Annotated in this window: 21 protein-coding genes and 1 tRNA gene; 9 read left to right on the top strand and 13 right to left on the bottom strand. The window is 53.0% G+C overall.

The window, feature by feature from the left end; genetic code table 11:
- Window positions 1-36 precede the first annotated feature (36 nt).
- The 5 genes from P40081_RS07695 to ggt all read right to left on the bottom strand — a co-directional run bounded on the left by P40081_RS07695 (window position 37) and on the right by ggt (window position 7,384).
- Entirely contained in the window at window positions 37-1,212 is a 1,176-nt protein-coding gene (locus P40081_RS07695; protein ID WP_042134512.1) for a BMP family ABC transporter substrate-binding protein, read from the bottom strand.
- Between the two features lie 218 nt (window positions 1,213-1,430).
- Window positions 1,431-2,051, bottom strand: a complete 621-nt coding sequence (locus P40081_RS36240; RefSeq protein ID WP_052421713.1) for an NTP transferase domain-containing protein — start codon at window positions 2,049-2,051, stop codon at window positions 1,431-1,433.
- Between the two features lie 41 nt (window positions 2,052-2,092).
- Entirely contained in the window at window positions 2,093-3,667 is a 1,575-nt protein-coding gene (locus tag P40081_RS07685) for a PucR family transcriptional regulator (protein ID WP_042134510.1), read from the bottom strand.
- A 696-nt stretch (window positions 3,668-4,363) separates the two neighbouring features.
- Window positions 4,364-5,731 carry an amidase family protein gene (locus P40081_RS39240; RefSeq protein WP_042134509.1) on the bottom strand — a complete coding sequence of 456 codons (1,368 nt, stop codon included), beginning with the start codon at window positions 5,729-5,731 and terminating at the stop codon, window positions 4,364-4,366.
- Window positions 5,732-5,797: 66 nt separating this feature from the next.
- Window positions 5,798-7,384 (bottom strand): gamma-glutamyltransferase, encoded by a 1,587-nt coding sequence (gene ggt, locus P40081_RS07675; protein ID WP_042134507.1) that lies wholly within the window; start codon window positions 7,382-7,384, stop codon window positions 5,798-5,800.
- 239 nt (window positions 7,385-7,623) lie between these two features.
- Between ggt and P40081_RS07670 the strand changes: the two genes are divergently transcribed.
- Together P40081_RS07670 and P40081_RS07665 are read left to right on the top strand one after the other, a co-directional pair.
- Complete coding sequence (locus P40081_RS07670) at window positions 7,624-8,202, top strand: chromate efflux transporter ChrB (RefSeq protein ID WP_039301445.1); 579 nt, start codon at window positions 7,624-7,626, stop codon at window positions 8,200-8,202.
- Window positions 8,202-8,741, top strand: a complete 540-nt coding sequence (locus P40081_RS07665; protein ID WP_039301448.1) for a chromate efflux transporter ChrA — start codon at window positions 8,202-8,204, stop codon at window positions 8,739-8,741. The genes P40081_RS07670 and P40081_RS07665 overlap by 1 nt, the downstream gene beginning before the upstream one ends.
- Window positions 8,742-8,789: 48 nt before the next feature.
- Here P40081_RS07665 and P40081_RS07660 read toward each other — a convergent pair whose 3' ends face one another.
- Window positions 8,790-9,167: a PH domain-containing protein gene (locus P40081_RS07660; protein WP_039301572.1), complete on the bottom strand. Its 378-nt coding sequence runs from the start codon at window positions 9,165-9,167 to the stop codon at window positions 8,790-8,792.
- Between the two features lie 427 nt (window positions 9,168-9,594).
- Here P40081_RS07660 and abc-f point away from each other — a divergent pair, with 427 nt between their 5' ends.
- Both abc-f and P40081_RS07650 read left to right on the top strand, forming a co-directional pair.
- On the top strand, window positions 9,595-11,532 hold the full coding sequence (gene abc-f, locus P40081_RS07655) for a ribosomal protection-like ABC-F family protein (RefSeq protein WP_042134505.1): 1,938 nt from the start codon (window positions 9,595-9,597) through the stop codon (window positions 11,530-11,532).
- A 70-nt stretch (window positions 11,533-11,602) separates the two neighbouring features.
- Complete coding sequence (locus tag P40081_RS07650; RefSeq protein WP_231575303.1) at window positions 11,603-12,076, top strand: ASCH domain-containing protein; 474 nt, start codon at window positions 11,603-11,605, stop codon at window positions 12,074-12,076.
- Between the two features lie 98 nt (window positions 12,077-12,174).
- On the opposite strand, the gene P40081_RS38935 is transcribed toward P40081_RS07650, so the two are convergent.
- From P40081_RS38935 to P40081_RS07635, 4 genes are all read right to left on the bottom strand, one after another.
- Complete coding sequence (locus tag P40081_RS38935) at window positions 12,175-12,330, bottom strand: hypothetical protein (protein WP_179093652.1); 156 nt, start codon at window positions 12,328-12,330, stop codon at window positions 12,175-12,177.
- 200 nt (window positions 12,331-12,530) lie between these two features.
- Window positions 12,531-13,148, bottom strand: coding sequence for an NUDIX hydrolase (locus P40081_RS07645; RefSeq protein WP_042134504.1), 618 nt, complete (start codon window positions 13,146-13,148; stop codon window positions 12,531-12,533).
- 84 nt (window positions 13,149-13,232) lie between these two features.
- Window positions 13,233-14,183, bottom strand: coding sequence for a TRM11 family SAM-dependent methyltransferase (locus P40081_RS07640; protein ID WP_042140844.1), 951 nt, complete (start codon window positions 14,181-14,183; stop codon window positions 13,233-13,235).
- Between the two features lie 44 nt (window positions 14,184-14,227).
- A complete protein-coding gene (locus P40081_RS07635) occupies window positions 14,228-14,710 on the bottom strand; it encodes a winged helix-turn-helix transcriptional regulator (RefSeq protein ID WP_063779784.1) in 483 nt (160 codons plus the stop codon).
- 114 nt (window positions 14,711-14,824) lie between these two features.
- Here P40081_RS07635 and P40081_RS07630 point away from each other — a divergent pair, with 114 nt between their 5' ends.
- Both P40081_RS07630 and P40081_RS07625 read left to right on the top strand, forming a co-directional pair.
- Window positions 14,825-15,505 (top strand): SDR family NAD(P)-dependent oxidoreductase, encoded by a 681-nt coding sequence (locus P40081_RS07630; protein WP_042134503.1) that lies wholly within the window; start codon window positions 14,825-14,827, stop codon window positions 15,503-15,505.
- Window positions 15,506-15,662: 157 nt separating this feature from the next.
- Window positions 15,663-17,018 carry a dipeptidase gene (locus P40081_RS07625; protein WP_042134502.1) on the top strand — a complete coding sequence of 452 codons (1,356 nt, stop codon included), beginning with the start codon at window positions 15,663-15,665 and terminating at the stop codon, window positions 17,016-17,018.
- A 196-nt stretch (window positions 17,019-17,214) separates the two neighbouring features.
- Here P40081_RS07625 and P40081_RS07620 read toward each other — a convergent pair.
- The 3 genes from P40081_RS07620 to P40081_RS07610 all read right to left on the bottom strand — a co-directional run bounded on the left by P40081_RS07620 (window position 17,215) and on the right by P40081_RS07610 (window position 20,638).
- Window positions 17,215-17,288: transfer RNA gene (locus P40081_RS07620), tRNA-Gly, on the bottom strand.
- Between the two features lie 77 nt (window positions 17,289-17,365).
- Window positions 17,366-19,489, bottom strand: coding sequence for a putative bifunctional diguanylate cyclase/phosphodiesterase (locus tag P40081_RS07615; RefSeq protein WP_042134501.1), 2,124 nt, complete (start codon window positions 19,487-19,489; stop codon window positions 17,366-17,368).
- Between the two features lie 189 nt (window positions 19,490-19,678).
- Window positions 19,679-20,638: an aldolase catalytic domain-containing protein gene (locus P40081_RS07610; RefSeq protein WP_179093653.1), complete on the bottom strand. Its 960-nt coding sequence runs from the start codon at window positions 20,636-20,638 to the stop codon at window positions 19,679-19,681.
- Between the two features lie 250 nt (window positions 20,639-20,888).
- Between P40081_RS07610 and P40081_RS07605 the strand changes: the two genes are divergently transcribed.
- From P40081_RS07605 to P40081_RS07595, 3 genes are read left to right on the top strand one after another with little or no spacing between them, the layout of a single operon-like run.
- Window positions 20,889-21,131, top strand: coding sequence for a FeoA family protein (locus P40081_RS07605; RefSeq protein WP_042134498.1), 243 nt, complete (start codon window positions 20,889-20,891; stop codon window positions 21,129-21,131).
- Complete coding sequence (gene feoB / locus P40081_RS07600; RefSeq protein WP_042134496.1) at window positions 21,128-23,140, top strand: ferrous iron transport protein B; 2,013 nt, start codon at window positions 21,128-21,130, stop codon at window positions 23,138-23,140. The genes P40081_RS07605 and feoB overlap by 4 nt, the downstream gene beginning before the upstream one ends.
- A gap of 43 nt (window positions 23,141-23,183) precedes the next feature.
- Window positions 23,184-23,366, top strand: a complete 183-nt coding sequence (locus P40081_RS07595) for a FeoB-associated Cys-rich membrane protein (protein WP_039301473.1) — start codon at window positions 23,184-23,186, stop codon at window positions 23,364-23,366.
- Window positions 23,367-23,451 lie beyond the last annotated feature (85 nt).

Raw genomic sequence — 23,451 nt, 5'->3', positions numbered from 1 at the left:
CCATAAGGCCGTGCTGTATTCAATTCAAAGCTGCTGTTATTGCGGGATGGTACCTTCTACACCCTTAACCAGCCAGTTCATGGAAAGCACTTCTTCAAGCGTCAGCTTTTGGCCGTCTTGAACCACTACATTTCCTTTGTTGTCCGAGATCGGGCCGGTGAATACATCCAGCTCTCCGCTGATGATTTTGGCTTTGGCATCTTCCACCAGTTGCTTCACATCATCCGGAACCTTGCTGCCGAACGGCGCAAGCTCAACCATACCATCGGCCATATCACCGGAGTACTGCTCGCTCTTCCAGGTTCCATCCATAACGGATTGAACGGCTTTTACGTAATAAGGGCCCCAGTTCCATACAGGGTTGGTCAAATAGTTGTCCGGTGCATATTTGCTCATGTCAGAGTCATTTCCTCCGGCAAAAGCTCCGCGTTCTGCAGCAGCCTGCAGCGTAGCCGGTGAATCCTGGTAAGCCAGCAGAACATCTGCGCCTTTATCCAGCAGGCTGATTGCCGCCTGACGTTCAGTAGCAGGGTCATACCAGGTGTTGGTCCATACTACATCCACTTTGACATCAGGGTTTACACTTTGTGCTCCCAGGGTAAAAGCATTTAGGTTATAAATAACTTCGCTGATCGGGAAGGCTCCAACATAACCAAGATGATTTTTTGTCGTCATTTTGCCTGCCGCGATACCGGACAGATAACTTGCCTGATAGTTTTTGCCGAAGTAAGTACCCATGTTATCGGCTGTTTTGTAACCGGAGGCATGAAGGAACTTCACGTTAGGGAATTTACCGGCTACGTTCAAGGTGAAATCCATATATCCGAAGCTTGTGGTGAAGACAATGTCATGATTCTGGGCGAGTTCAGTGATGATGCGTTCCGCATCGGCGCTTTCCGGTACATTTTCCACGAAATCCGCTTTAATGCCCAATTCCTTCTCCATGTATAGGCGGCCTTGATCATGCTGATACGTATACCCGCCGTCACCCGGAGGCCCGATGTATACAAAAGCAACCGTCGGCTTCTCTGCTGCCGGCTCTGTTGTTGCCGCTGCCTCTGTGGCTGCTGCCGCATTCGTTGCCGCAGGCGCCTCAGTAGCCGCCCCATTCGTGTCGGGCGCCGTATTGTTGTTGCCGCACCCCGTCAGAACCACCGCTAACAGGAACATGGTTACCAGGCTGAATTTAAATCCCTGACCCCTTCTTTTCATAATTCTCCTCCTCCAGGATATCTCTCCTAATGGCTCCAGCCATTAATGTATCTCTACTATACTGAGACACAGCAGTTACGTAAATTTATATAACATAGCTTTGTGTCATTTTATAAGAATCGCTGTCGTTTTTGTGTTTTGTGCACTAGGATACCTTGAATTATGCTTAAAATATGTGATATTCCCTAACATAATTTTGGAAAATGGCGATTTTGCTGTCAGTTGTCCCTTGGCACACTCCATTCTCTGCGAATCTCCCCAAAGCTGACCGGCAGCTCCGCATCCGTGAAATCCCGTTCGGAATCACTCTGCAGCATCATTCCCTTGTAGCCGGGAGAATGAAAAATAGCCGATAACCCCCTATCGCCGTCCAGTGCCTGAAGCTCCGGAAACACAGATTGTGCGAACAGCACAGGGGGATTCACCACACCTTCATTTATGCTTGCCACATAGTCGAGTCCGGGATTCTGCTCAAAGGCATCCGTCAGCCGGTTCACCAGCGCCGCAGGAATAAACGGCTGATCCGCGTGAGCGATGACAACGGCATCAGGCTGCAGCGATGAAATGGCATTCAGGCCGCAACGGAGAGAGAAGGACAGCCCTAAATGAGCCGTCAGGCAGGTCTCCGTACGTCTGCTGCTCCGGGAACTGGCGGGAGGCATCCATTTCAGAGGATCATCTGCCCGGACCACCACAATCAGCGGATCAAGACCGCACCGCTCCAGCTCACTTAGCGTGGCTGCTCCAAGCGTTATTCCACCCGGCTGCTTCAGAGAACCACTCCCGGCAACTGCTTCCTTGCTCCGGCTTGCCGCCAGATAGATTCCGGCTACTTTCAAGTGCACTCCACTCCTTCCGTTAATTTGTAGGCATACTACAGCTATTCACGTTCCAGCATTCTGCGGAACAGGAATACCAGCTTCAGCCTCATGAGATCATTGATTTTTTTGAAATCGACATCCAGCAGCTCACTAAGCTTCTCAATCCGGTAAGTGGCGGTATTGCGGTGGATAAACAGCTTCTTCGCAGTTTCATTCACATGGCCGTCATTATCCAGATAGACCTCCAGCGTATGGAGCATTTCCTTGACGTATTCCGGTTCACGGCTGAGCAGACCGCGCAGACTGCCGCTGCAGTATCTCTCCATCGTCTCCGCCGGGATCTGGTTCAGCAACAGATGGAGCTCAAGCTGCCGGTAATGCACCACATTTCCGTGTGCCCCCCACTGCTGGACCACCCCCATACATTCCTTAATCTCGGCAAAAGCTTCCTTCAGCCCTTCCGGCTTCACCTTCACCCCGCTGACGGCAGCCCGCGGATAATAGCCTTTATCAAACTTCAGATTGTGAAAACATTCATTAATCAGCTCCCGGAACTGCTCCGGGGCTAGCGGGCCTGCCGGATAGAGGGAGAGCAATCCCTCTTCCATTATCAAATGAACCGCCTGCAGCCCATGCAGCACCGGATGCTCCAGATATTCCTCTTTCAGCCGCAGCAGCTCAGCCTGCCTTGCTTCCCCAGCAGCGGCTACGTCGGTCAGCAGAAGCTGGAACGGGGCTTGCAGCAGCTGCACATCCAGCTTAAGCGCCGCCTGGGACAGCTCCGCACACGACAGCCCGCCGTTCAGACAACGCCGCAGCAGCCCGCTGAATTCCCGGTGCTCGGCATGCTCGAAATAATCCTCAAACCCGGCATGGATATGATATGAAATAAGTTCAGCACCCTGGATGAACAGGCTTTCCTCGACCGGCAGCAGCAATGGATCAATCCTGCAGTACAGAAGATAACCCGAGCATTTCTCGCCTTGCATCAGAGGAATCCGGTATCCCGAGCACTCACCCATGCGGAAGCGCTGATTCCGGTTCTGCCAGGGCCAGCCCTCCAGCAGCTGGCTGTCGGAATAACCGGAGTTATTGAAGACCGTAGCGCCCCGGACGCTGATCACCGCCAGCGGATAGCCGATAACCTCAGAGACCGATTCGAGCAGCGGACGGCTGCGCCCGGAACGCAGGGCGAAGCGCATGAGCTTGCGCTGCTTCTCCATAATGGCCTGCAGCACACTTGTGCTGCGCGAGAGTTCGGCGCGGAACAAGCCGTTCATCTGATCGGAGAAGGTGAACTGGAACGGCAGCTCAATCAGCGGGAAATTCAGCGTTTCCGCTTCGGCAATCAGCTTCTCCGGCACCGCATCCCAGAAACGGCCCAGCTTGATGCCAAGACCCGCCGATCCGCGGCGGTTCAGCGTCTGCAGCAGTGCCGAGGCATCCTCGAGACTGTCTTTGATCAGATAGGCGGTAGTCAGCAGCATTTCCCCTTCTTTGATCCAATCCGAGATATCCGGGGCATCCATCACGTTGATGGATTTGACAATCCTGTGTTTCCCTTTGGAGCCTGCAATGAGTTTCGCTTCAGATAAAGGATAAATGGACAACGCTTCTTCAACCGTAAGATGCATGCCATCCCTCCTTCTATAGGTTCATCTTCTTCAATTCTTCTTTATGTTACTTTATGTAACATTATAGATAAAATGACCCTTCATGGAAAGAGGAAAGTGAAAATATAAACCATGAATGTTAGGTAATATCACGTAAGTCACAGAATTTTAACGATTGGGTTGCTGGTAAAAAACCAAATTATCGGTGAATGGCCATCTGTAAGGCCTCAGTAAAGATTTTGATAGGATGTTCAATATGAAAAAAGCCCTGATTCTCCGTCAGGGAGAACTAGAGCTTGCTCTATGTGTAGTGCCATATTAATATGGCTTATGTTTGGGCTGTACGCAGCCGCTGGCGCTGCCTCCAGGATGATCCGGCGGCAATAACACCGGTTTGGCCAATTAGCTAAAGGTCTGAAACCGATAGCCGTGAAGCGTTACGGACTGGAGAGCCTTTATCGGGACGGATTACAGCATTTCACAGGTTATGCGGACACAGATGCCCTTAAGTAACCACTTTCTCCTCATTTTGAGCTCCAAATCAGAGTATAAGGGCTCCTGAGTCCGCAACCGGCAGAATAACAGGTTTTTGGGAAAAATAGGGTCTTCTGAGTCCGGTTCACTCTGCGGCTGCCCGTTTGCTTAAGTATCGTCCACATGGTCAGCACATTCTTCTTATTCCTCTATTACTCTCTTACTCTCCCAGTACTCAGAGTATCACCGCTCCCATTCCTCCTGCACCCATGACAGGAGTTCGAGATCCTGCCCATACCCGCCGATAATGGACAGTCCAAGCGGCAGGCCGCCGGGTCCCGCCACCGGCAGTGTAACCTGCGGCAGCCCGGCCAGTCCGGCAATGCAGCTGAGCATCATGGCGCCGCTGCGGTTCAGCTCCAGCTGCGCGGGATCTCCGCCGCGCAGCGGCGCCGGGCCGGGCACGGTCGGGATGACGATGCAGCCGTCATTCCCGAGCAGCCCCCGCAGCCGCTCCGTGAACTCCCTGCGCAAGGAGCGGGCCCCGCTGTGGTCCGCTCCGGCCAGCCCCGCCGCCCAAGTGAACCGGGCGGCAATATCCGGTCCGAAGACCGGCCGCTCCCGCTCAATCCACGCGCCATGCGTTGCCCATATCTCGGCGCCCTGAAGTTCACGGAAGACATCCATCCATGTCTTCAAGCCTTCCGGGGCAATCTCCATCACGGCAGTCTGCAATGCGGAACCTGTCTGAAGCCTATTCAGTCCCAGCTTCAGATAGCCGCCGCACTCCTGACCGGCTAATGACCAGCATTCCGGCGGGATGAACATCCGGGACAGCCTGTGCGTATTGGTTTGCTTGTCGGTTTGCTTGCCGGTTTGCTTGCCGGTTTGCGTACCGCTTGGCTTAATGTTGTGCGGCTCGGCTTGCCTACCGTTCCTCATATCGTTCCTCATACCGTTCCTCATATCGGCTGGCTCACCGGTTTGAGCATCCGTCTGCTTGCCCATTTGGATCTCACCAGGCTGATCCTCCACGCTCACGGGCTGTCCCAAGAGCACCTCACCAGCCTTCAGCAGCAACTCCGCGCTGCCTGCAATCCAGCCTACCGTATCAAACCCCGGGGCCAGCGGGATTACACCCTCTATATCAACCGCTCCATGCGTTGGCCGAAAGCCGTATACACCGCAATAGGCAGAAGGGACACGGACAGAGCCTCCGGTATCTGTGCCTAAAGCAAAATCCACACTGCCGGAGGCCACCGCCACCGCTGAACCGCTAGACGAGCCGCCGGGTATCCGGCCCTCCCCGTGCGGATTCACCGGGGTGCCGTAGTGATAATTCTCCCCGCCCAAGCTGTACATCAGCTCATCCGTATGGGCCGCCCCGCGCAGCGCAGCTCCGGCTTGCAGCAGCCTGCTCACAGCCGGAGCATGGGCAGCCGCCGGTTCATGGGTGCGCAGCCAGTCCGGGTTGCCGGCGGATGAACGGTGTCCGGCTACCGCGAATACATCTTTAACGGTGAAGCTTAAGCCATACAGAGTTCCGTGTCCGCTGCCGGGAACCGCAAGCTCCGGAACTCTGAACGCACCGTGATGATTATGTAGAGCCATGCTGTTCCCACCTTTCTTCCCGGACGGACCGGGTGCCTCTGTTTCCTTACAGCTACCGTTAATCCGCTACCAGCCGATGGCTGAACCGTCACAACGCGGGTCCGTACCGCCGCTGCGGTAGCCGTTGCCGTCAATCGAGATGGCGTGGGCATGGCCCATAACACCATCATAGCTTCCGACCGCACGGACCAGATGCCCCGCTTCTGCCAATTCGGCCTGCACGCCTGCTGCCACCCGGCTCTCTATCTTCAGCTCCTGGGTGGGCTCTCCCCAGGTTCTGCCCCAGACGAAGCGGGGTTCATTCACTGCCGTCTGCGGGTCCATACCGTAATGAAGCATCCGGGTCAGCAGCAGCGTCTGGGTCTGTGGCTGACCCTCGCCGCCCTGCGTGCCATAGAGATAGGCAGGCTTGCCGTCCCGGCAGGCCATCGCCGGCATCAGTGTATGGAACGTGCGCTTATGCGGCTCCAGCGTATTAATATGACCGGGATCAAGCGAGAAGAAAGAGCCTCTGTTCTGCAGCAGAATCCCCGTATCTCCGGCCACAACCCCGGAGCCGAATTCGAAGTACAGGCTCTGGATGAACGAAACCGCGTTGCCTTCCCCGTCCACGACTGCTGCGTAGGCCGTATCCCGGCCGACCGGCTCACTGCCGATAGCCAGCGCCTGCTGCGGGGAGATGGATGCCGCCAGCTGTGCTGCATACCCCTTATCCAGCAGCTGATCCAGCGGAATCCTGCTGAAGGCCGGATCGGTCAGCACCCGGTCCCGGTCACGGAAGCTCAGCTTCAGCGCCTCCGCCAGCAGATGATAATACTCATACGAGCCGTGCCCGATGTCGGCAAAGTTATAACGCTCCAGTATATTGAGTGCCATAAGTGCTGTGAAGCCCTGCGAGTTGGGCGGAACCTGATAGACCTTGTGCCCGTGGTAGTCCGTAGACAGCGGCTCTTCCCAGTTCCCCCGGTGATCGGCGAAATCATCCCGGGTGAGATATCCGCCCGACGCCTGCATATACTCACTTATCTCTTCCGCGATCTTTCCCTTATAAAAAGCATCCCGGCCTCCGGCGGCCAAGGCCCGCAGCGTCCCGGCCAGCTGCCGCTGCACAAACCTCCCGCCCGCCGCCGGAATCCGGCCGCCGGGAAGATAGATCGCCGCTGCCTCAGGAGACAGCGCGGCTCCGGCCAGAACGCTGCCACCGTGCTGGTCCGGTGACAGCGGAAATCCATCGGCGCAGTAGCCGATTGCCGGCTCCAGCACCTCAGCCAGGGTCAGCCGTCCATACTCACGCTGGACGGCCTCCCAGCTGTCCGCCATTCCGGGTACCGTAATGGCGCTGCGTACACCCCGCCGCGGGATGGCCATCTCCCCCGCGTAACAGTCCCTGCGGACGGCGTAGCCGGATCGTCCGCTGCCGTTGTAGGCCCGGACGCGCCCTTCACCGGCGCTGTAGCCCAGCCAGAAGGCGTCGCCGCCGAGCCCGGTCATATGTGGATAGACTACAGCCAGCGCGGCGCTGACTGCAACCGCCGCATCATAGGCGTTGCCGCCTTTTTCCAGCATCCGTGCTCCGGCGGCGGATGCCAGATAATGGGGACTGACCACCATCGTTTTCGTGCCGATTACAGGTCCTGTCGTCAAGCTGACCATCTCCCATTCCGATGTCGTTCAAGTTAGTGTCATTTAACAGTACGCTCGAAACCTTTGTCAATCGGTTCCGGGAAACCGTAAATTCACGCTGTTATTTTTGTGAGCCATGCACAAAATTTACGTCTATAAGAGCCTGTAATATAGAACCGGGCATATGAATTGTATAGAATAAGCTGATCAAGCGGCCAAGCACCATTCCGCGCTGCGGAATCCACTTACGAAATGGGGCCTATCCTCTAATGAAAACTACCGGTAACGAATACATCCAGATTGCTATGGCTATGTCCAGAACAGGCATCCTCGGCTATGGCGGCGGACCGTCCGTCATCCCGCTGATCCGGCATGATGCCGTAACCCGCTATGGCTGGCTGAGCGATGAGGAGTTCGGCGAGACGCTTGCCATTGCCAATGCGCTGCCGGGTCCGATCGCTACCAAAATGGCCGCTTACCTCGGCTATAAGCTAAAAGGCGTCCGGGGAGCCATCCTCTCCGTGCTGGCACATATCTTTCCCAGCGGAATTGCGATGATCGCGTTGTTATCTGCCGTAAATTACTTAAGCGGTTCCAAGGTTGTAGCCGGAATGATTGCTGCGGTTTCCCCTGTGATTGCGGTTATGCTGGGAATGATGGCTTATGAGTTTGCCCGTAAGGCTTTTAAGGGCCTTGGTGTAATGATCGGGGCTGGCTTCCTGCTGCTTGCCCTGGTGCTGCTTGAAGTGCTGCATCTGCATCCAGCCATAGTCATCGTGCTATACCTCGGTTATGGAACGGTCCATTACCGGATACTCGCGAAACAGAACAAAGGGGGGACCGCCTAATGGAATGGCTCAAGCTGATCTACGGTTTTTTCATGGCCAACCTGCTCGGCTACGGCGGCGGCCCCTCCTCCATTCCGCTAATGTACGAAGAGATTGTGCCGCATTACGGCTGGCTGACCGATGAAGAATTCTCCAATATGCTGGCGCTCGGCAATGCGCTGCCTGGGCCGATTGCCACCAAAATCGCTGCTTATGTAGGCTACGATGTCTATGGCTGGCCCGGACTGGCCGCTGCACTGCTGGCGACGATTGTCCCTTCCGCTGCTGCGCTGATCATCCTGCTGAACGTGATGCAGAAATACAAGCAGTCGCCTGTCGTCAAAGGCATGACGCTGCTTGTCCAGCCGGTTATCGCCATTATGATGGTTGTGCTTACCTTCAAAATGGCCAAAGGCCCGGCAGATTCCATCGGCATCTGGCAGACCCTGATCATTGCCGCAATAGCCTTCTGGGCGCTGAAGCACTTAAAGCTCCACCCCGCGCTGGTTATTCTCGCTGCTTTTGCCTATGGCGGGCTGGTGCTGCAGTACACGGTCTAGCTGACTCTCACGTTCCCCCTGGCTGACAACCTTCTCCGCAGCCGACGCTCACTTCAGAATATATTGCGACAGCACCGCCTGCACCTCATAGATATTGACGGACTTGTTGAAGGTTTTCTTCAGCGGGACCGCCGCACCGGACACATAGAGGCACAGCTCCGCATCGAGGTCGAAATGTCCGGCCGTTTCCACCGAGTAATGGGTGATGCTTTTGTAGGGAATCGAATGATATTCCGTTTTCTTGCCGGTCACCCCCTGCTTATCTACGAGGATCAGGCGTTTGTCCGTAAAAATGAACATATCCCGGATCAGCTTGTAGGCGCGTTCGATCGTTTCCTGCGGGGCCAGAATCTGCGCATATTCCCGCTTCACATCTTCCAGCGGGACCTGGGAAGCATTGCCCAGCAATCCGTTAAAAATCGCCATCATAATCCCCTTTTCCTATAATAGATTGGCAGCAATTCCTCCTCCGCCATAGTCCATACTACTTGCGGATTTATGGATTTATACCAGAGTAAGGGGATTTCCCCCTTGCTTATTCCCGGCTTATTGGTTAAAATGACTTTAAATTTAGAAAAGGAGGTGTAGGAGAATGGATCACAATCGGACCAATAGTGTTAGCAGCCGGCTGATTAATATTATGGCTGGCATCGTTCATGTAAATGCCCACAACGGGAGAACTCTGTCCATTTACACGAACTTAATAACACTACAACATTGTGAAATGCCTTTCTCGCCTACACTTCAACGGATCTCATAAACCGGAGAATACTCAGGCCGCGGGGAAATTTCCCTGCGGCCTTTTTATGTTGTTTTGTAGTAGTCAGGGCGTTCCTATAAAAGGAGAATATCTATGATCATCTCATGCCAAAATGTCCAAAAATACCACGGTGCCCAGCTTGTTCTGGAGAACATCACCTTCGATATCCGCCAAGGCGAAAAAATCGGCCTGATCGGCCGCAACGGCTGCGGTAAGACCACCCTTTTCCATCTGCTGAGCGGGGAAGAACGTCCCGATCAGGGACAGATCTCCATCCGCCGGAACAGCGTCATCGGACTGCTCGCGCAGATCCAGGAGGCGAGTGACGATGAAACCGTATATGCGGTTCTGCAGCGCAGCTTCGCGGAGCCCTTGCAGTGGCAGCGCCGCCTGCGGGAGCTGGAGCAGGCAATGTCCGCTTCCGGTGCAAGTGAAGATGAACAGGCCTGGAACCGGCTGCTTAAGGAATACGGCAACCTGCAGGAGAAATTCGAAGCCGCTGGCGGATATGAAATTGAATCCTCCATCAGCCGTATTGCCACCGGCCTTGGCATTGGAAGCGGCCAGTATGACCGCCGGTTCTCTTCCCTCTCCGGCGGGGAGAAAACCAAGGTTGGCCTCGCCGAGCTGCTGCTGCGCCGTCCAGATATTCTGCTGCTCGATGAGCCGACCAACCACCTCGATATGGATGCTATCGAATGGCTGGAGCAGTTCCTGCAGAGCTATGACGGCACTGTGCTGGCCATTTCCCATGACCGCTATTTCCTCGATGCCGTCGTTAAAAAGGTCATTGAGATCGAAGACGGGGAAGCTTTCACCTTCCATACGAATTACAGCGGCTATCAGGTCGAGAAGGAGGCCAGACTCCTGCAGCAGTTCGCTGACTATCAGGAGCAGCAGAAGAAGATTAAGCAGATGCAGGAGAGCATCAAGCGGCTGATTGAATGGGGAAAGCTGAATCCGCAGAACGTTTCGTTCCCCCGCCGCGCAGCCTCCATGCAGAAGGCGCTGGACCGGATGGTCAGAGTCAAACGTCCGGTTCTGGAGCGCAAGTCCATGGATCTGCAGCTGGAGCAGGATGACCGGACCGGCAATCAGGTCGTAATCCTTGACCAGATTAGCAAAGCCTTCGGAGAGCGCAAGCTCTTCTCGGCAGCCAGTGACATTCTCAGATATGGAGAGACTACGGCACTGATCGGCGGCAACGGCGCAGGCAAAAGCACGCTGCTGCGGATTATTCTCGGGCAGGAAGCCCCGGACAGCGGCAGCTGTACGCTGGCTTCCAGAGCCGTTGTCGGCTACCTGGCCCAGGAAGCTGTACCGGAGGAGAACGGCCAATCCGTGCTCCGTTATTTCCGCGAGGAAGCAGGACTTGAAGAAGGCGAGGCCCGCGGGCAGCTGGCCCGGTTTCTCTTCTACGGCAGTGATGTATTCAAGAACATCACCAATCTCTCCGGCGGAGAATGGACACGGCTGCGCTTCGCGGTGCTGATGCACCGCCGTCCGAATCTGCTCATTCTGGATGAGCCGACCAACCATCTCGATATCGATTCCCGCGAAGCGCTGGAAGAGGCGCTGGAGGAGTTCCCCGGGACCGTGCTGGCTGTATCGCATGACCGTTATTTCATTAACCGCTGCTTCGGAAAGCTATGGAATATTGATGGCGGACAATTCTCATCCTTCTCCGGGAATTATGAATATTACAAGGAGAAGCAGGCTGAGAAAGCCGCGGCTGCCGAACGGCAGGCTGCAGCTGCAGCAGGTAGTATGGCTGCTGCCGTCATTAAGCCCCGCCCATCCGGTGGTGCCGCATCCGCCGCTCCTTCCCGCAAGCCCCGTCCAGCCATCTCCTGGGAACAGGACATTGCTGCTGCAGAGGCTCAGCTCAGTGTTATCGACGGCGAGATGCTGAACCCGCAGTTTGCCAGCGATTCCGGGAAGCTGGCTGAGCTTATGACGGCACGGGATGCCGCGCAGCAGAAGCTGGATGACTTGTACAGCAGCTGGTTAAGCGAAGCGGATAACTCTTAATTCGTTTATGTTAATTCTTTTGCATTTATTCTTTAGACTGATTTCTAATCCCATAACAGAGGTGAGCAAGGTGACATTAACCCCGGCGATAGCAAAGTACTGGGAGTCTTATCTGCAAGACCATCCTGAGGCAGCGGAGAATTTCGACAGCGCCTGGGCTTTTGGCGACAACCCCCGGCTGGCCGATGAACTGCTTGAGCTGGTCCTGGCTGGAATCAAGACCGGAACGGCACAAAATTATGAGTTAAATGAAGCACGCGGTACGCCTCTGCCCTTTGCGGGCGGGCTATCCGTGCTGCTGGACAGTACGGGGCAGCCGCGCGGAATCATCGAGACTACGAAGGTTGAGATTGTTCCGTTTGCGGATGTAACGGCTGAGTTCGCGTATTCTGAAGGGGAGGATGACCGCAGCCTCGAATCGTGGCGCTATAACCATGAAGTGTTCTTCACCAGAGAGCTTGAGGGTGAAGGTAAGCCATTCGACCCGGGTATGCGGGTCATCTGCGAGACCTTTCGACTGGTGCATATCAATAAAGAACTGTAAATCCTAGCACTTAAAAAGGCTGCTTCTTCGTAACCGAAGAGGCAGCCTTCATTGTATAGTTGCACGTTAGTATAAGGTTAGAGCTTTAGCGTTGAATCTTAAAATTTCCAGATGCCCGTAATCCAGCCGATAACCGAGATCCATAATGGAATACTGATTAGGATGCCCCATACCAGGCCTGTGGCAATATTACCTTCTGCAGGACGTGTTACACCTTCCTGCGTCAGCGGAAGTCTTAACTCTTCTTGTTCCATGCGATCCCCTCCTAAAATTGTTATCGACACAGCAGAGGAAAAAATGTAGACCGCCTGGCCCAAAAAGTTGTGTTTCTGAAAAATTTTTAGATATAAAGGCTCAGCGGATTGTTAATGCAAAGGCTTACATAAATAATATTAACCAATTTTTGTCTACTTTAAAACTTATAAATTCCTGGTCATCTATTATATGCAGTACTTTAGTCCAATAGTACTGCCTTTTCAGGATTATGTAGATATTGGAACAGTGTGTGCAGCTGCTCCGCCGTATTGCGCTCCTCAGACAGTTCAGGCAAGGCATCCTCGGCAAAAAAGCCTCCCCCGCTTGTCTCCACACCCGCTTCCGCTTCCCCGCCGGTAATCCGGCACAGGATGAACATTTTGTAGACATGATAAGGCTCCGGAGGATGCTGGTGAAACTTCTTGTCCAGCACAGCGAGCAGACGTACGGCTTCCGCCTGATAGCCGGATTCCTCGGCAATCTCTTTCACAACCACTTCGCTCGGAGACAAGCCGATGTCCGCCCAGCCTCCGGGCAATGCCCATTTACCGTCCAGCTTCTCGTGTACCAGCAGAATTTGGTTATCCTGAAAAATCACTCCGCGGATATCCACTTTTGGTGTGCTGTATCCGCCCTCTCCCGCGAAGGAGAGCCGGATGCGTTCTTTGCTCTCATACGTATAGTTAGCCAGAATATCTACACTCAGCTCCCGCAGCGCCTGGTAACGTTCGATATCATATACATCCTTGGCATAGGTCAGACCGGTCTGGGCAATCCCCTGTATTTCTTTGGCCCAGGTTAACCATTTCTGTTCCATAAGTACACCGCCTTTAATCAGATATGGGATAGAACATACTTTTACAGAACTCCAGCAGCTCCATTCATTATATTAATATTAGAGCTACTCACACAGCATCAGATGACGGGAGAACGCGCCCTTCTTCGCAATACAACGGTCGATGATCGTGAAGCCGGCGGAGTGAATCATTTCATCCATCGCTTCAATCGCCACAATCACAACCCGGTCAGCAATCCGGCGGGTATGGGTGAGAATGGCAAACTGCTCCTCAGGGGTAATCCGCGAATACAGATTATAAGGCATATCCACAATAGCAACATCGTAATGCTCCGTAATGTCGGCAATATCCCCGAGCGTGACTTCACTCTCGAAGCCGAAATGGGCGATATTCGTCCGCGCTCCGGCAGCAATAAGCGGGTTAATATCACGTCCTACAATATCAATCCCCATAGACAGTGCCTCAACCATTACTGTACCAATCCCGCAGCAGGGATCTATCATCTTCACTCCGGCTATGCGGGGAACCGCCATATTGACCGCCGCCCGGGCCACCCGTGTGCTGAGTGCTATGGAGTAGCTGCGCGGCTTTTTCATCTGCCGGAACCAGGTTGCTTTATTCTTATGATAAGCGCCGAAGTACCAGCGTCCGCCCACCGTAACAATTCCATACACCAGCTCCGGATGATTCACATCCGCCTCGCCTTCAATCCGCATGCCGATTTCCCGTTCAATCACTCTGCGCTCGTCGTATTCAATTTTATGCTCCGGCGTTAGATCATTCGTCTTCACAAAAATAACCTTAAAGGTCTTCCCCTCCAGCTCCACCTGCTCCGTCTGCCGGTAGATTTCCGGGAGCGTGTCCCCTTCATACATCACATCAATCCGCTCTTTGATAAAAGGGCTGCGGCTGACGTCCACCCGGGTCCCGCTTGAGAATATAGCCGGCGGGATCTCCCGTCCAAACAGGCAGCGCAGCTCCATACCGCATAGGGATGTCTCATCCTCAGAATGGGCGTACGTATAGATATAAGACCTGTTTCCGGACTGGGGCATTTGTGCTTCATATTCAAGACTTGCTGGTACATTCGCTGACACTGTTATTCCGCTCCTATCGCTTCCGCCGCTGGCGGCGCTTCTGTTTCTGATTCTATACTCAACTTTTCCGGGTTATCGGCCGGTTCAACATCCTCATGCCCGCTATCATAGTTGATCCTTGCCTTGGCGATTTCGCCACGGTTTCCATTCACCCATTCTACCAGTAAAGTCAGCGGGCCAAGAAGAGATTCACCTAGCGCTGTAAGACCGTACTCTACAGTTAAAGGGACTGTGGGTGTGGCCTTGCGCCAGACCAGCCCATCACGTTCCAGATGGCGGAGCGTCTGGGTCAGCATACGCTGAGAGATACCGCTCGAACGGCGCTGCAGTTCCTTGAAACGCAAAGACTGCACACCAAGGTTCACAATAATCAGCATACTCCATTTATCGCCAACACGGTCTAGGATCTGCCGGGTAACCGTGCAATCCTCCAGCATAGTCAGTTGAGAGACTGCTTGTAATCCATCATTCGATTGATTGTTCAAGGTAGTTACCTCCATGTAACCTAAGCAGCTAATAGTGCCTTCTTGCCGCTTAAGCTAACTAAGTCTATCATGGTTACTGTTAGTAATCAACAACCTGAAAGGAACTGGTGAACCATGAAAACAATCGCTATCGTAGGCGCAGGACCGGGTCTGGGGTTATCCATTGCCAAGAAGTTTGGCGCACACGGCTTCCGTGCCGCTTTGATCGCCCGCAACGCGGACAAATTAAATAATTTAGTAGAGAAACTCGCAGCACTGGGCATTGAAGCTGCTGCCTTTCCGGCGGACATCTACAATAAAGAGCAGCTGACCGCTGCCTTCCAGGACATCAAAGACAACTACGGCTTCATTGATGTCCTGGAGTTCAGTCCAACCAGCGGCAGCTATCCGCCGACTCCGGCAACGCAGGTTACGGAACAAATTGCCCTTGACGCGTTCCAGTCACAAGTCATCGGCGCGATCCGCAGTGTGGAGCAGGTACTGCCGGAGATGCTGGAGAAGAAAACCGGCGCTCTTTTATTCACAACCGGCCTGTCTTCCCTGTACCCGATCCCTATGATGGGCAATATGGGAATCGCACTCAGCGGGCTGCGCAACTATGCGATGAATTTGCACTCGGATCTGGCCCCGCAGGGCATTTATGTAGCCCATCTGGCTATCGGCGCATTTATCAGGCCGGGAACTGCGGCCGATCCGGATCTGATTGCCGATGCATGGTACAATCTGTACGCTGCCGGAACCGAGGCCGAAGGTACATTCCCCCAAGGTGTTACACCGGCCACCATCCTCTGGTAAGGGGCTTGAACAATCCTTTTTGATCCCATTTGATATCTCCAGTATAATGGATGCATTACACTGCCGAACCTAAGCCGTCCGGACCTGTTATCTTGCCCTGGCATGATACGGGTCTTGGCGGCATTATGCAGCGATTCCAAGGAGGTACATAATTACTATGTCTTACGAAACTTATTTTCAGACTGAGCGCGAGGCTCAGCTAACCGAACTCAAGCAATGGCTGGCAATTCCCAGCATCTCGGCTATCTCTACCCACAAGGAAGATGTGAACGCCGCCGCAGGCTGGCTGGTAGAGACCCTGAAGCGTGCCGGACTGGACAATATTGAGCTGCATCCCACTGCAGGCCATCCTGTTATATATGCAGACTATCTTCATGCCCCGGGCAAGCCGACGATTCTGGTGTACGGACATTACGATGTACAGCCGGTTGATCCGCTGAATCTGTGGACTACCCCTCCGTTTGAACCGGAGATCCGTGACGGCAAGCTGTACGCGCGCGGAGCCACTGATGACAAAGGCCAGGTGTTTATGCACATCAAAGCCATCGAAGCCATTCTCAAGCAGGAAGGTACACTTCCGGTCAACATCAAGCTGTGCATCGAAGGCGAGGAAGAGATAGGCAGCGTGAACCTGCCTCCATTCCTGGAAGCCAACCAGGACAAACTTGCGGCAGATGCCGTACTTGTCTCGGATACCTCCCTGCTGGAACGCGGACGCCCTGCAATCTGCACCGGACTGCGCGGACTGTGCTCACTTGAAGTCACTGTGAATACCGCACTGACAGATCTTCACTCCGGCTCTTACGGCGGCGGCGTTCCCAATGCGCTGCATGCCCTGGTGTCGCTGCTCAGCTCGCTTCATGATGACAAGGGCCGTGTGTCCGTTGAAGGCTTCTATGAAGGCGTGCCTACGCTCTCTCCGCTGCTGCGTGAGGAATTCGCCAAGCAGGGCGTAGATGAAGACAAAATCAGAGCAGGCCTTGGCCTGGAGCAATTATACGGCGAGGAAGGCTACAGCTTCGTAGAACGGGTTGGCGCACGTCCGACGCTTGAATTGAACGGCGTGTACGGCGGCTTCCAGGGCGAAGGCAGCAAGACCGTTATTCCGAAGGAAGCCCATGCCAAAATTACCTGCCGTCTTGTCGGCGACCAGGATCCGCAGCATATCCTGGATGCTGTAGAAGCGCATCTGCAGGCTAATATCCAGAGCGGCGCGAAAGTGCATGTGAAGCAGATGGAGAAAGCCCGCGCCTTCAACATCGATCCTTCTCATCCAATTCTGCAGACTGCTGCAGATGCTTACGGCAAAGTGTACGGCACCCGCGCCCTCTTCACCAAAGACGGCGGCTCGATCCCGATCATGGAGAGCTTCTCCCGCATCCTTAAGGCTCCAGTGGTTCTGATGGGCTTTGGCCTCGACGACGAGAACCTGCATGCTCCGGATGAGCATTTCAATCTGGAGAATTTCGATAAAGGCCTGCTGACGATTGTGGAGTTCCTGAAGACCGTATAATCCGGCACAGCAATTTCCAAGCTGATCCACAATAGCTGCAACAGCAAAGCCAGGCTCCCGGAGAATCGGGACCCTGGCTTTTTGAGGATCATAATACGTGATACGTATGACTGCCCTATAATCCTATTCTCGCCTGTTGTATAACGAAAACAAACAACAAAAAAACCCTTGCGGACAAGGATTTGAAATATAAATATGGAGCGGGTGATGGGAATCGAACCCACGCTATCAGCTTGGAAGGCTGAAGTTCTACCATTGAACTACACCCGCAACTCAAATTGAGTACAAGAAACATTGTAGCATTACTACGAATAAATTGCAACCCTAGCAGGATCTCCAAGATCACATTACGATGGCATTTCCAGCAGCGGCTTCAGAAAAGACAGTTCGAACTCCTCTGCCTTGACCGGCTTGCTGAACAGAAACCCCTGGGCTTCATGGCAATGCTGCTGGCGCAGGAATTGCAGCTGTTCCTTATTCTCAACGCCTTCCGCAGTTACCTTAAGCTTCAGGTGGTGAGCCATGGACGTTATCGTGGAGACAATCGCCGCATTGTTGCTGTCCTCCATCACTTCCGAGACAAAGGAGCGGTCAATCTTGAGCCGGTCAATCGGCATGTTCTTGAGATAATGCAATGAGCTGTAGCCTGTGCCGAAGTCATCAATACTGATGCATACGCCAAGTCTCTTCAGGCGGTTCAACTGGTCAAAGGCAGTCTCCTTATCCAGTGTCATGCTCTCTGTAATCTCCAGATCAACATAGCTGGGATCGAGACCGATCTCCTGCAGAATTGCCCCAATCTTACCAGCCAGATTCGGCTGCAGGAACTGACGCATCGATAGATTAATAGAGACACAAATGGGCCGATAACCGGCATTTTGCCATGTTTTATTCTGCTGGCAGGCCGTTCTGAGCACCCATTCCCCGATTGGAACAATCAGCCCGCTCTCTTCTGCGATTGGAATGAAATCAACGGGAGAGACGAGTCCGCGTTTGGGATGATTCCAGCGCAGCAGCGCCTCCATGCCGACAATCTCTTCAGTCTCGAGCAGTACTTGAGGCTGATAGACGAGATAGAATTCGTTACGCTCCAGGGCTCTGCGCAGATCATTCTCCAGCTTGAGGCGTTCCTTCGCCTTCATCTGCATAGCCGGAATATAGCGGCGGATATCCACCCCTTGCTCCTTGGCATTGTGCACAGCAGTATCCGCGTTCTGAATTAGCTGCTCTGCCGTATCACCGTCTCCGGGGAAGATGCTCATCCCCAGACTAAGCGAAATGTGATATTCTCCGGACTCGAGGCTTACGGGTGTCTCGAACAGCCGCAGCAGCTCATTCGCCCGGACCAGACAGTTCTCAAGACCGGTCCGTTCTGTCATCAGAAAAGCAAACTCATCCGCTCCCATACTATAGAGCTCTTCATTCACTCTAACCTGATTCCCGATCCGCTGGGCGACCAGCTGCAGCAGCAAATCTCCTGCATAATGTCCGAGGGAGTCATTAATATTCTTGAAATGATTGATGTTCATGATGACCAGGCCCGAGAATCCGCGGCTTTTGTCCTTCTCACTCTGGATCACGATCTCTTCCATACGCTGCATCAGGCGGCGTCTGTTCGGAAGACCTGTAAGATCATCGTGGAAGGCCAGATAATTAATCCGGGCCTCTGCCTGCTGGTTCTCCTCAAAGGGCTCCTCTATCGTCAACCTGTAGACACCTGTGAGCAGAAGATAATAAGCCACTCCGCTGCTGAGCATCCCGAACAGATAATCCATATCTCCGACACTGAACAGATTCATGAAGAAGACCTGGCCCAGTGCAAAGAATACAAGGGAGCGGATAATAATCAGCAACGAAGCCGACTTCTCAATTTTGCCCGGATATACAATAATTCCCACTCCAAGCAGATAAACGAAAAGCACGGCCATATTCACCAGATCTCTTACGGTCTCCACCCACGGATAACCCGCCAGTCCAGGGATAATCAGGTTGCCGGCGCCAAACGCTGCCGCAGATAGCAGAATTAACATAAATGAATTCCGGAATACCTTGTGCTTGCTGTCAACCGACACCGGCCGATCTGCCCTGCAGAAGATAAGTACGATCCCCAGCGCACTGGCAAGCCGCGAGAAGGTCAGCAGCCATAGGGACTGTCCGGGACTAATATAAGAGGCAACTCCGGGAATGCCTACAAAACTGAGAACATGCAGGAAATCAAAGATGCTTACACCCAAAAACAGCGCGGATGTATAAAGTCTTGCTTTGGATAATTTATTGGAGAATAACAACCTGCCCTGGGCAAAAATCGCAAAGCCGAAAGCCACAGTGCAGCAGCCCGAAATAAGATAGAATGCCAGCAGTAAATCTTTATCCTCTATATGGCCCAGCGGTGTACGAAAAATCTGGATCAGAAGGAACAGCGCAGCCCCTATAACCGCCGCATGAATGGTCTTTCTCTCTTCTTGTCTCATAAGTCCCTCGCGTCTAAAAATGATATCTATAATAACTAGTCGATGTGTATTATGTCCTATGTATAAATATCGGTTGAATACCCCCGTAAAGTTACATCGTTCATCCTACAATATTATAAAGAAGCCATCTCTGGCAGAAAAAAAGCACCTTCCTCTAAATAGAGGTCAGTGCTTTCTTCTTCCGGACGTTTATTTATCCCCGAAATTAACCTCAGGTGTAGTCAGCTTGTCATAGAAGTCAACCGCCTTGTCTTTATCGGCTGAAGAACGCAGCGCCATCGCCGAGCGCGGATGCTCGTCCAGTGTTCCCGTAATCATGTATGGGATGATATATCCCCACTCTTCCTTCTCGCGCAACGGAATCATCAGGTTCTCAACAATATCCAGAACGGGACGGAGGGTGTATCTGGTGTTCTTCAAATGGGTAACCAGCAGCTCTGTAGGACAATTGCCGGCAGCACGACCCATGCCGTAGCAGGAAGCGTCCAGCAGTTCGACACCTTTTTCCGCTGCAATCAGTGTGTTGGAGAAGGCCAGCTGCAAATTGTTATGCGTATGTACACCCAGGCGCTTATCCGGCAAATGTGTTCTGAACTTCTCTACCAGGTAATGGATGTCATTGTGATCCAGACTGCCGTAGGAATCTACGATATATACAACATCAACAACGCTTTCGCGGATTTGTTCGAACGCTTCCAGCAGTTCATTCTCCATGACATTGGATAGAGCCATAATATTAATCGTAGTCTCATACCCCAGATCGTGGAAGGTCTGCACCAGCTCAAGCGCCTTGTCCACATCTTTGCTGTAGCAGGCTACACGAATCAGATCCAGCATACTCTCACTGCGGGGCAGGATATCATTCACGTCTACACGGCCGATATCGACCAGTGCCGACAGCTTGGTGTGGCCTTTTTGCGGAATAACCTTGCGCAGGAAATCATCATTCAGAAAACGCCACGGACCGGCACCCTCCGATCCTTTCAGCAGCTTCGGTGAGTTTTTATATCCGATTTCCATATAATCAACACCGGCTTCATTCAAACCAGCGTATAATTTCTGAACAAATTCAATACTGAAATCCCAGTTATTCACCAATCCCCCGTCACGGATGGTACAATCGACAATTTTGCTATGATTAGTCTTCACAATCTGTTCTCCCTTCGGGCTTAGCTTCATATTATATCCTCATAATAAACAAGGCCACAAACTTACTATGCTTACATTATCGTTCAATCATACTTTAATGAAGAATAAATTGTAAAGAAAATTTCAGTAATTTCCATATAGATTTCAGGAGATCAATACAATGATATTAGTCACAGTAAAGTTCCTAACAAAATGCTACAGTACAAGAAATAATTGAGATTGATTATCAATCTCTCTCGGAGGGATTACAATGGCTTCTGCATCCTGCTCCTTGCTGCGTTTACAACCGGGCACTACCGGCTCTATTTATAGAATCGAAGGCATGAACCCCATCTTGCGCCGCCGCCTTGCCGATCTGGGAGTATCCGAAGGTGTAATGATCCGCCTGAAGGGTAAAGGTCCTTTTATGGGCCCCATTACGCTGGAATGCAACGGTCAATTATTCGCTATCCGCCGGAAGGAAGCTTCGATGATTGAGGTGAAAGTTTCATGAGCTCCATCGCCCTTGTAGGGAACCCAAACACCGGAAAGACCTCGCTTTTCAATACACTCACATCTTCGTATGAATATGTCGGGAACTGGGCAGGCGTTACTGTTGAGAAGAAGGTCGGCAGCCTGAAGAACGGAGCCGGCAAGCTGATCGACTTACCCGGAATCTATTCACTTCATCCGCTCTCCCGCGATGAGGGCGTAGCCGCCCAATATCTGATCGAAGAATCACCCGAAGCACTCATCAATATTGTCGATGCATCACAATTGGAACGAAATCTGCTGCTTACCCTGCAGCTGCTCGAATACGGCAAGCCGATTGTACTCGGATTGAACATGATCGATGTTGCCAATGCCCGCGGAATTCAGGTCAACCCTGAAGTACTGCAGGCACAGCTTGGGATAACCGTGTTACCGCTGATTGCCAGAACAGGCAAAGGCAGCAGCCAGGTGCTCAGCGTTCTGGAGAAGCCGGCTAATATTCCGCCTGTGAGCTTCCATCTGAATTATGGTGAACTCGTTGAAGCGACGATAGCTTCTATTTCAAATCAACTGCAGCAGATCTCCGGGCTGCCTAACCTGCGCTGGGTTTCCCTGCAGCTGATGGAGCAGAATCCGGTAGTACTGGAGCTGCTCAAGAAACGTATGGATACTTCTGAGCTGATGCTCCTCTGCGATGCCTGCCAGACCCAGCTGCAAAAGCAGAAGCTGGCGCTTACCCTCCCGCAATGGATCCGCTCCATCCGCATGGACTACATCCGCAGTGTATGCGCGGCGGCCATCGATGCGACGAAGCAGAAGCCGCATAATCTGACGGAGCGGCTGGATTCCATCCTGACTCACCGTTTTCTGGGATTGCCTCTGTTTATCGTCTTTATGTATGCTATGTTCAAAACGACCTTTGACTGGGCAGGCGGACCTTTATCGGATCTTCTGGACGGCTTTATTGGGGGCCCTCTCAGTGACGGAGCCAACTCATTGCTGCAGGCGATCGGTGCATCAGGCTTTACTCATGCTTTGATTGTCGATGGTATTATCGGCGGTGTCGGCGGCGTGCTTGTCTTCGTTCCCCAGATTTTCATTCTGTTCCTGATGATCTCCTTCCTGGAGGATTCCGGTTACATGGCACGCGTCTGCCTGCTGATGGACAGCACGATGGAACGGATGGGCCTGAACGGCAAAGCCTTTATCCCTTTCATTATCGGCTTCGGCTGTAACGTGCCGGCGATTATGGCTGCGCGCAGTATCGAACAGCCCAAAGACCGGATGCTGACAACACTGCTTATGCCGCTGATGTCCTGTTCAGCCCGGCTGCCGGTGTACCTGCTGTTTGCAGCGGTCTTCTTCCCGGCCCGGCAAGCAACTGCGGTGCTGGCGATGTATGTGATGGGAGTAGTCTTCGCCCTGATTCTGTGTAAATTATTCTCCAAACATCTGTTCAAGAATGAATCCTCCATCTTCATCATCGAGCTGCCGCCTTACCGGATGCCGCAGTTCAAGACACTAGGCCGCAGCACCTGGGAGAAGGGCAAAGGCTTCCTGCGTAAAGCAGGAACCATCATTCTTGCCGGTTCGGTCATTATCTGGCTGATGTCCTACGCGGGTCCTGCCGGATTCAATGTAGAGATGGACCACTCGTTCCTGGCCAAATTCGGCGGGCTGATCGCACCGCTGCTGCAGCCGCTCGGCTTCGGCACCTGGCAGGCCGGTTCCACACTGGTTCCCGGCTTCCTCGCCAAAGAGGTTGTGGTCTCCACCATGAATATCATCTACCATGCGCCGGATAGCGCAGGGCTGGAAGGACAAATTGCTTCAGTCTTCACACCGCTTAGTTCGATCAGCTTCATGGCCTTCATCCTGCTCTATATTCCTTGCCTGGCCACGGTCGGAGTAATCAGGAAAGAGACGGCATCCTGGAAATGGACCTTCTTCTCCATGGGATATTCACTGGTACTGGCGTATGCCGTGTCACTGGTTATTTTCCAGGGCGGCCGGCTGTTGGGATGGTCGTAGAGGCAGCAAGTCCAAGATTTACTGAGAGGAAGCGAGAGCAGCAATGATAGTCAATATTCTGATTGTAGCGCTTATCTTCGGGTACTCCGGCTGGATGCTGTACCGTCATGTTCAAAAGGGCAAAGAAGGCGCCTGTGCCGGCTGTGACAAAAGCAAAACCTGTTCGGCCGCATCGCTGGATTCACCTTTGTCCTGCTGCGGAACTACAGCCGATCCCAAACACTAGATCCGTCTGCGTCTCTAGAGAAAAGAATACAATTCGTTTAGAATCCTTGGCATGCGGGTATGTTAGTTATAAGCAATTACAGCCA

The organism is Paenibacillus sp. FSL P4-0081 (genome assembly GCF_000758565.1).
In the GTDB taxonomy this organism is placed as follows: domain Bacteria; phylum Bacillota; class Bacilli; order Paenibacillales; family Paenibacillaceae; genus Paenibacillus_AQ; species Paenibacillus_AQ phytohabitans.
The sequence above is the reverse complement of the archived record's forward strand: the minus strand, read 5'-3'. Positions and strand labels throughout refer to the sequence as shown.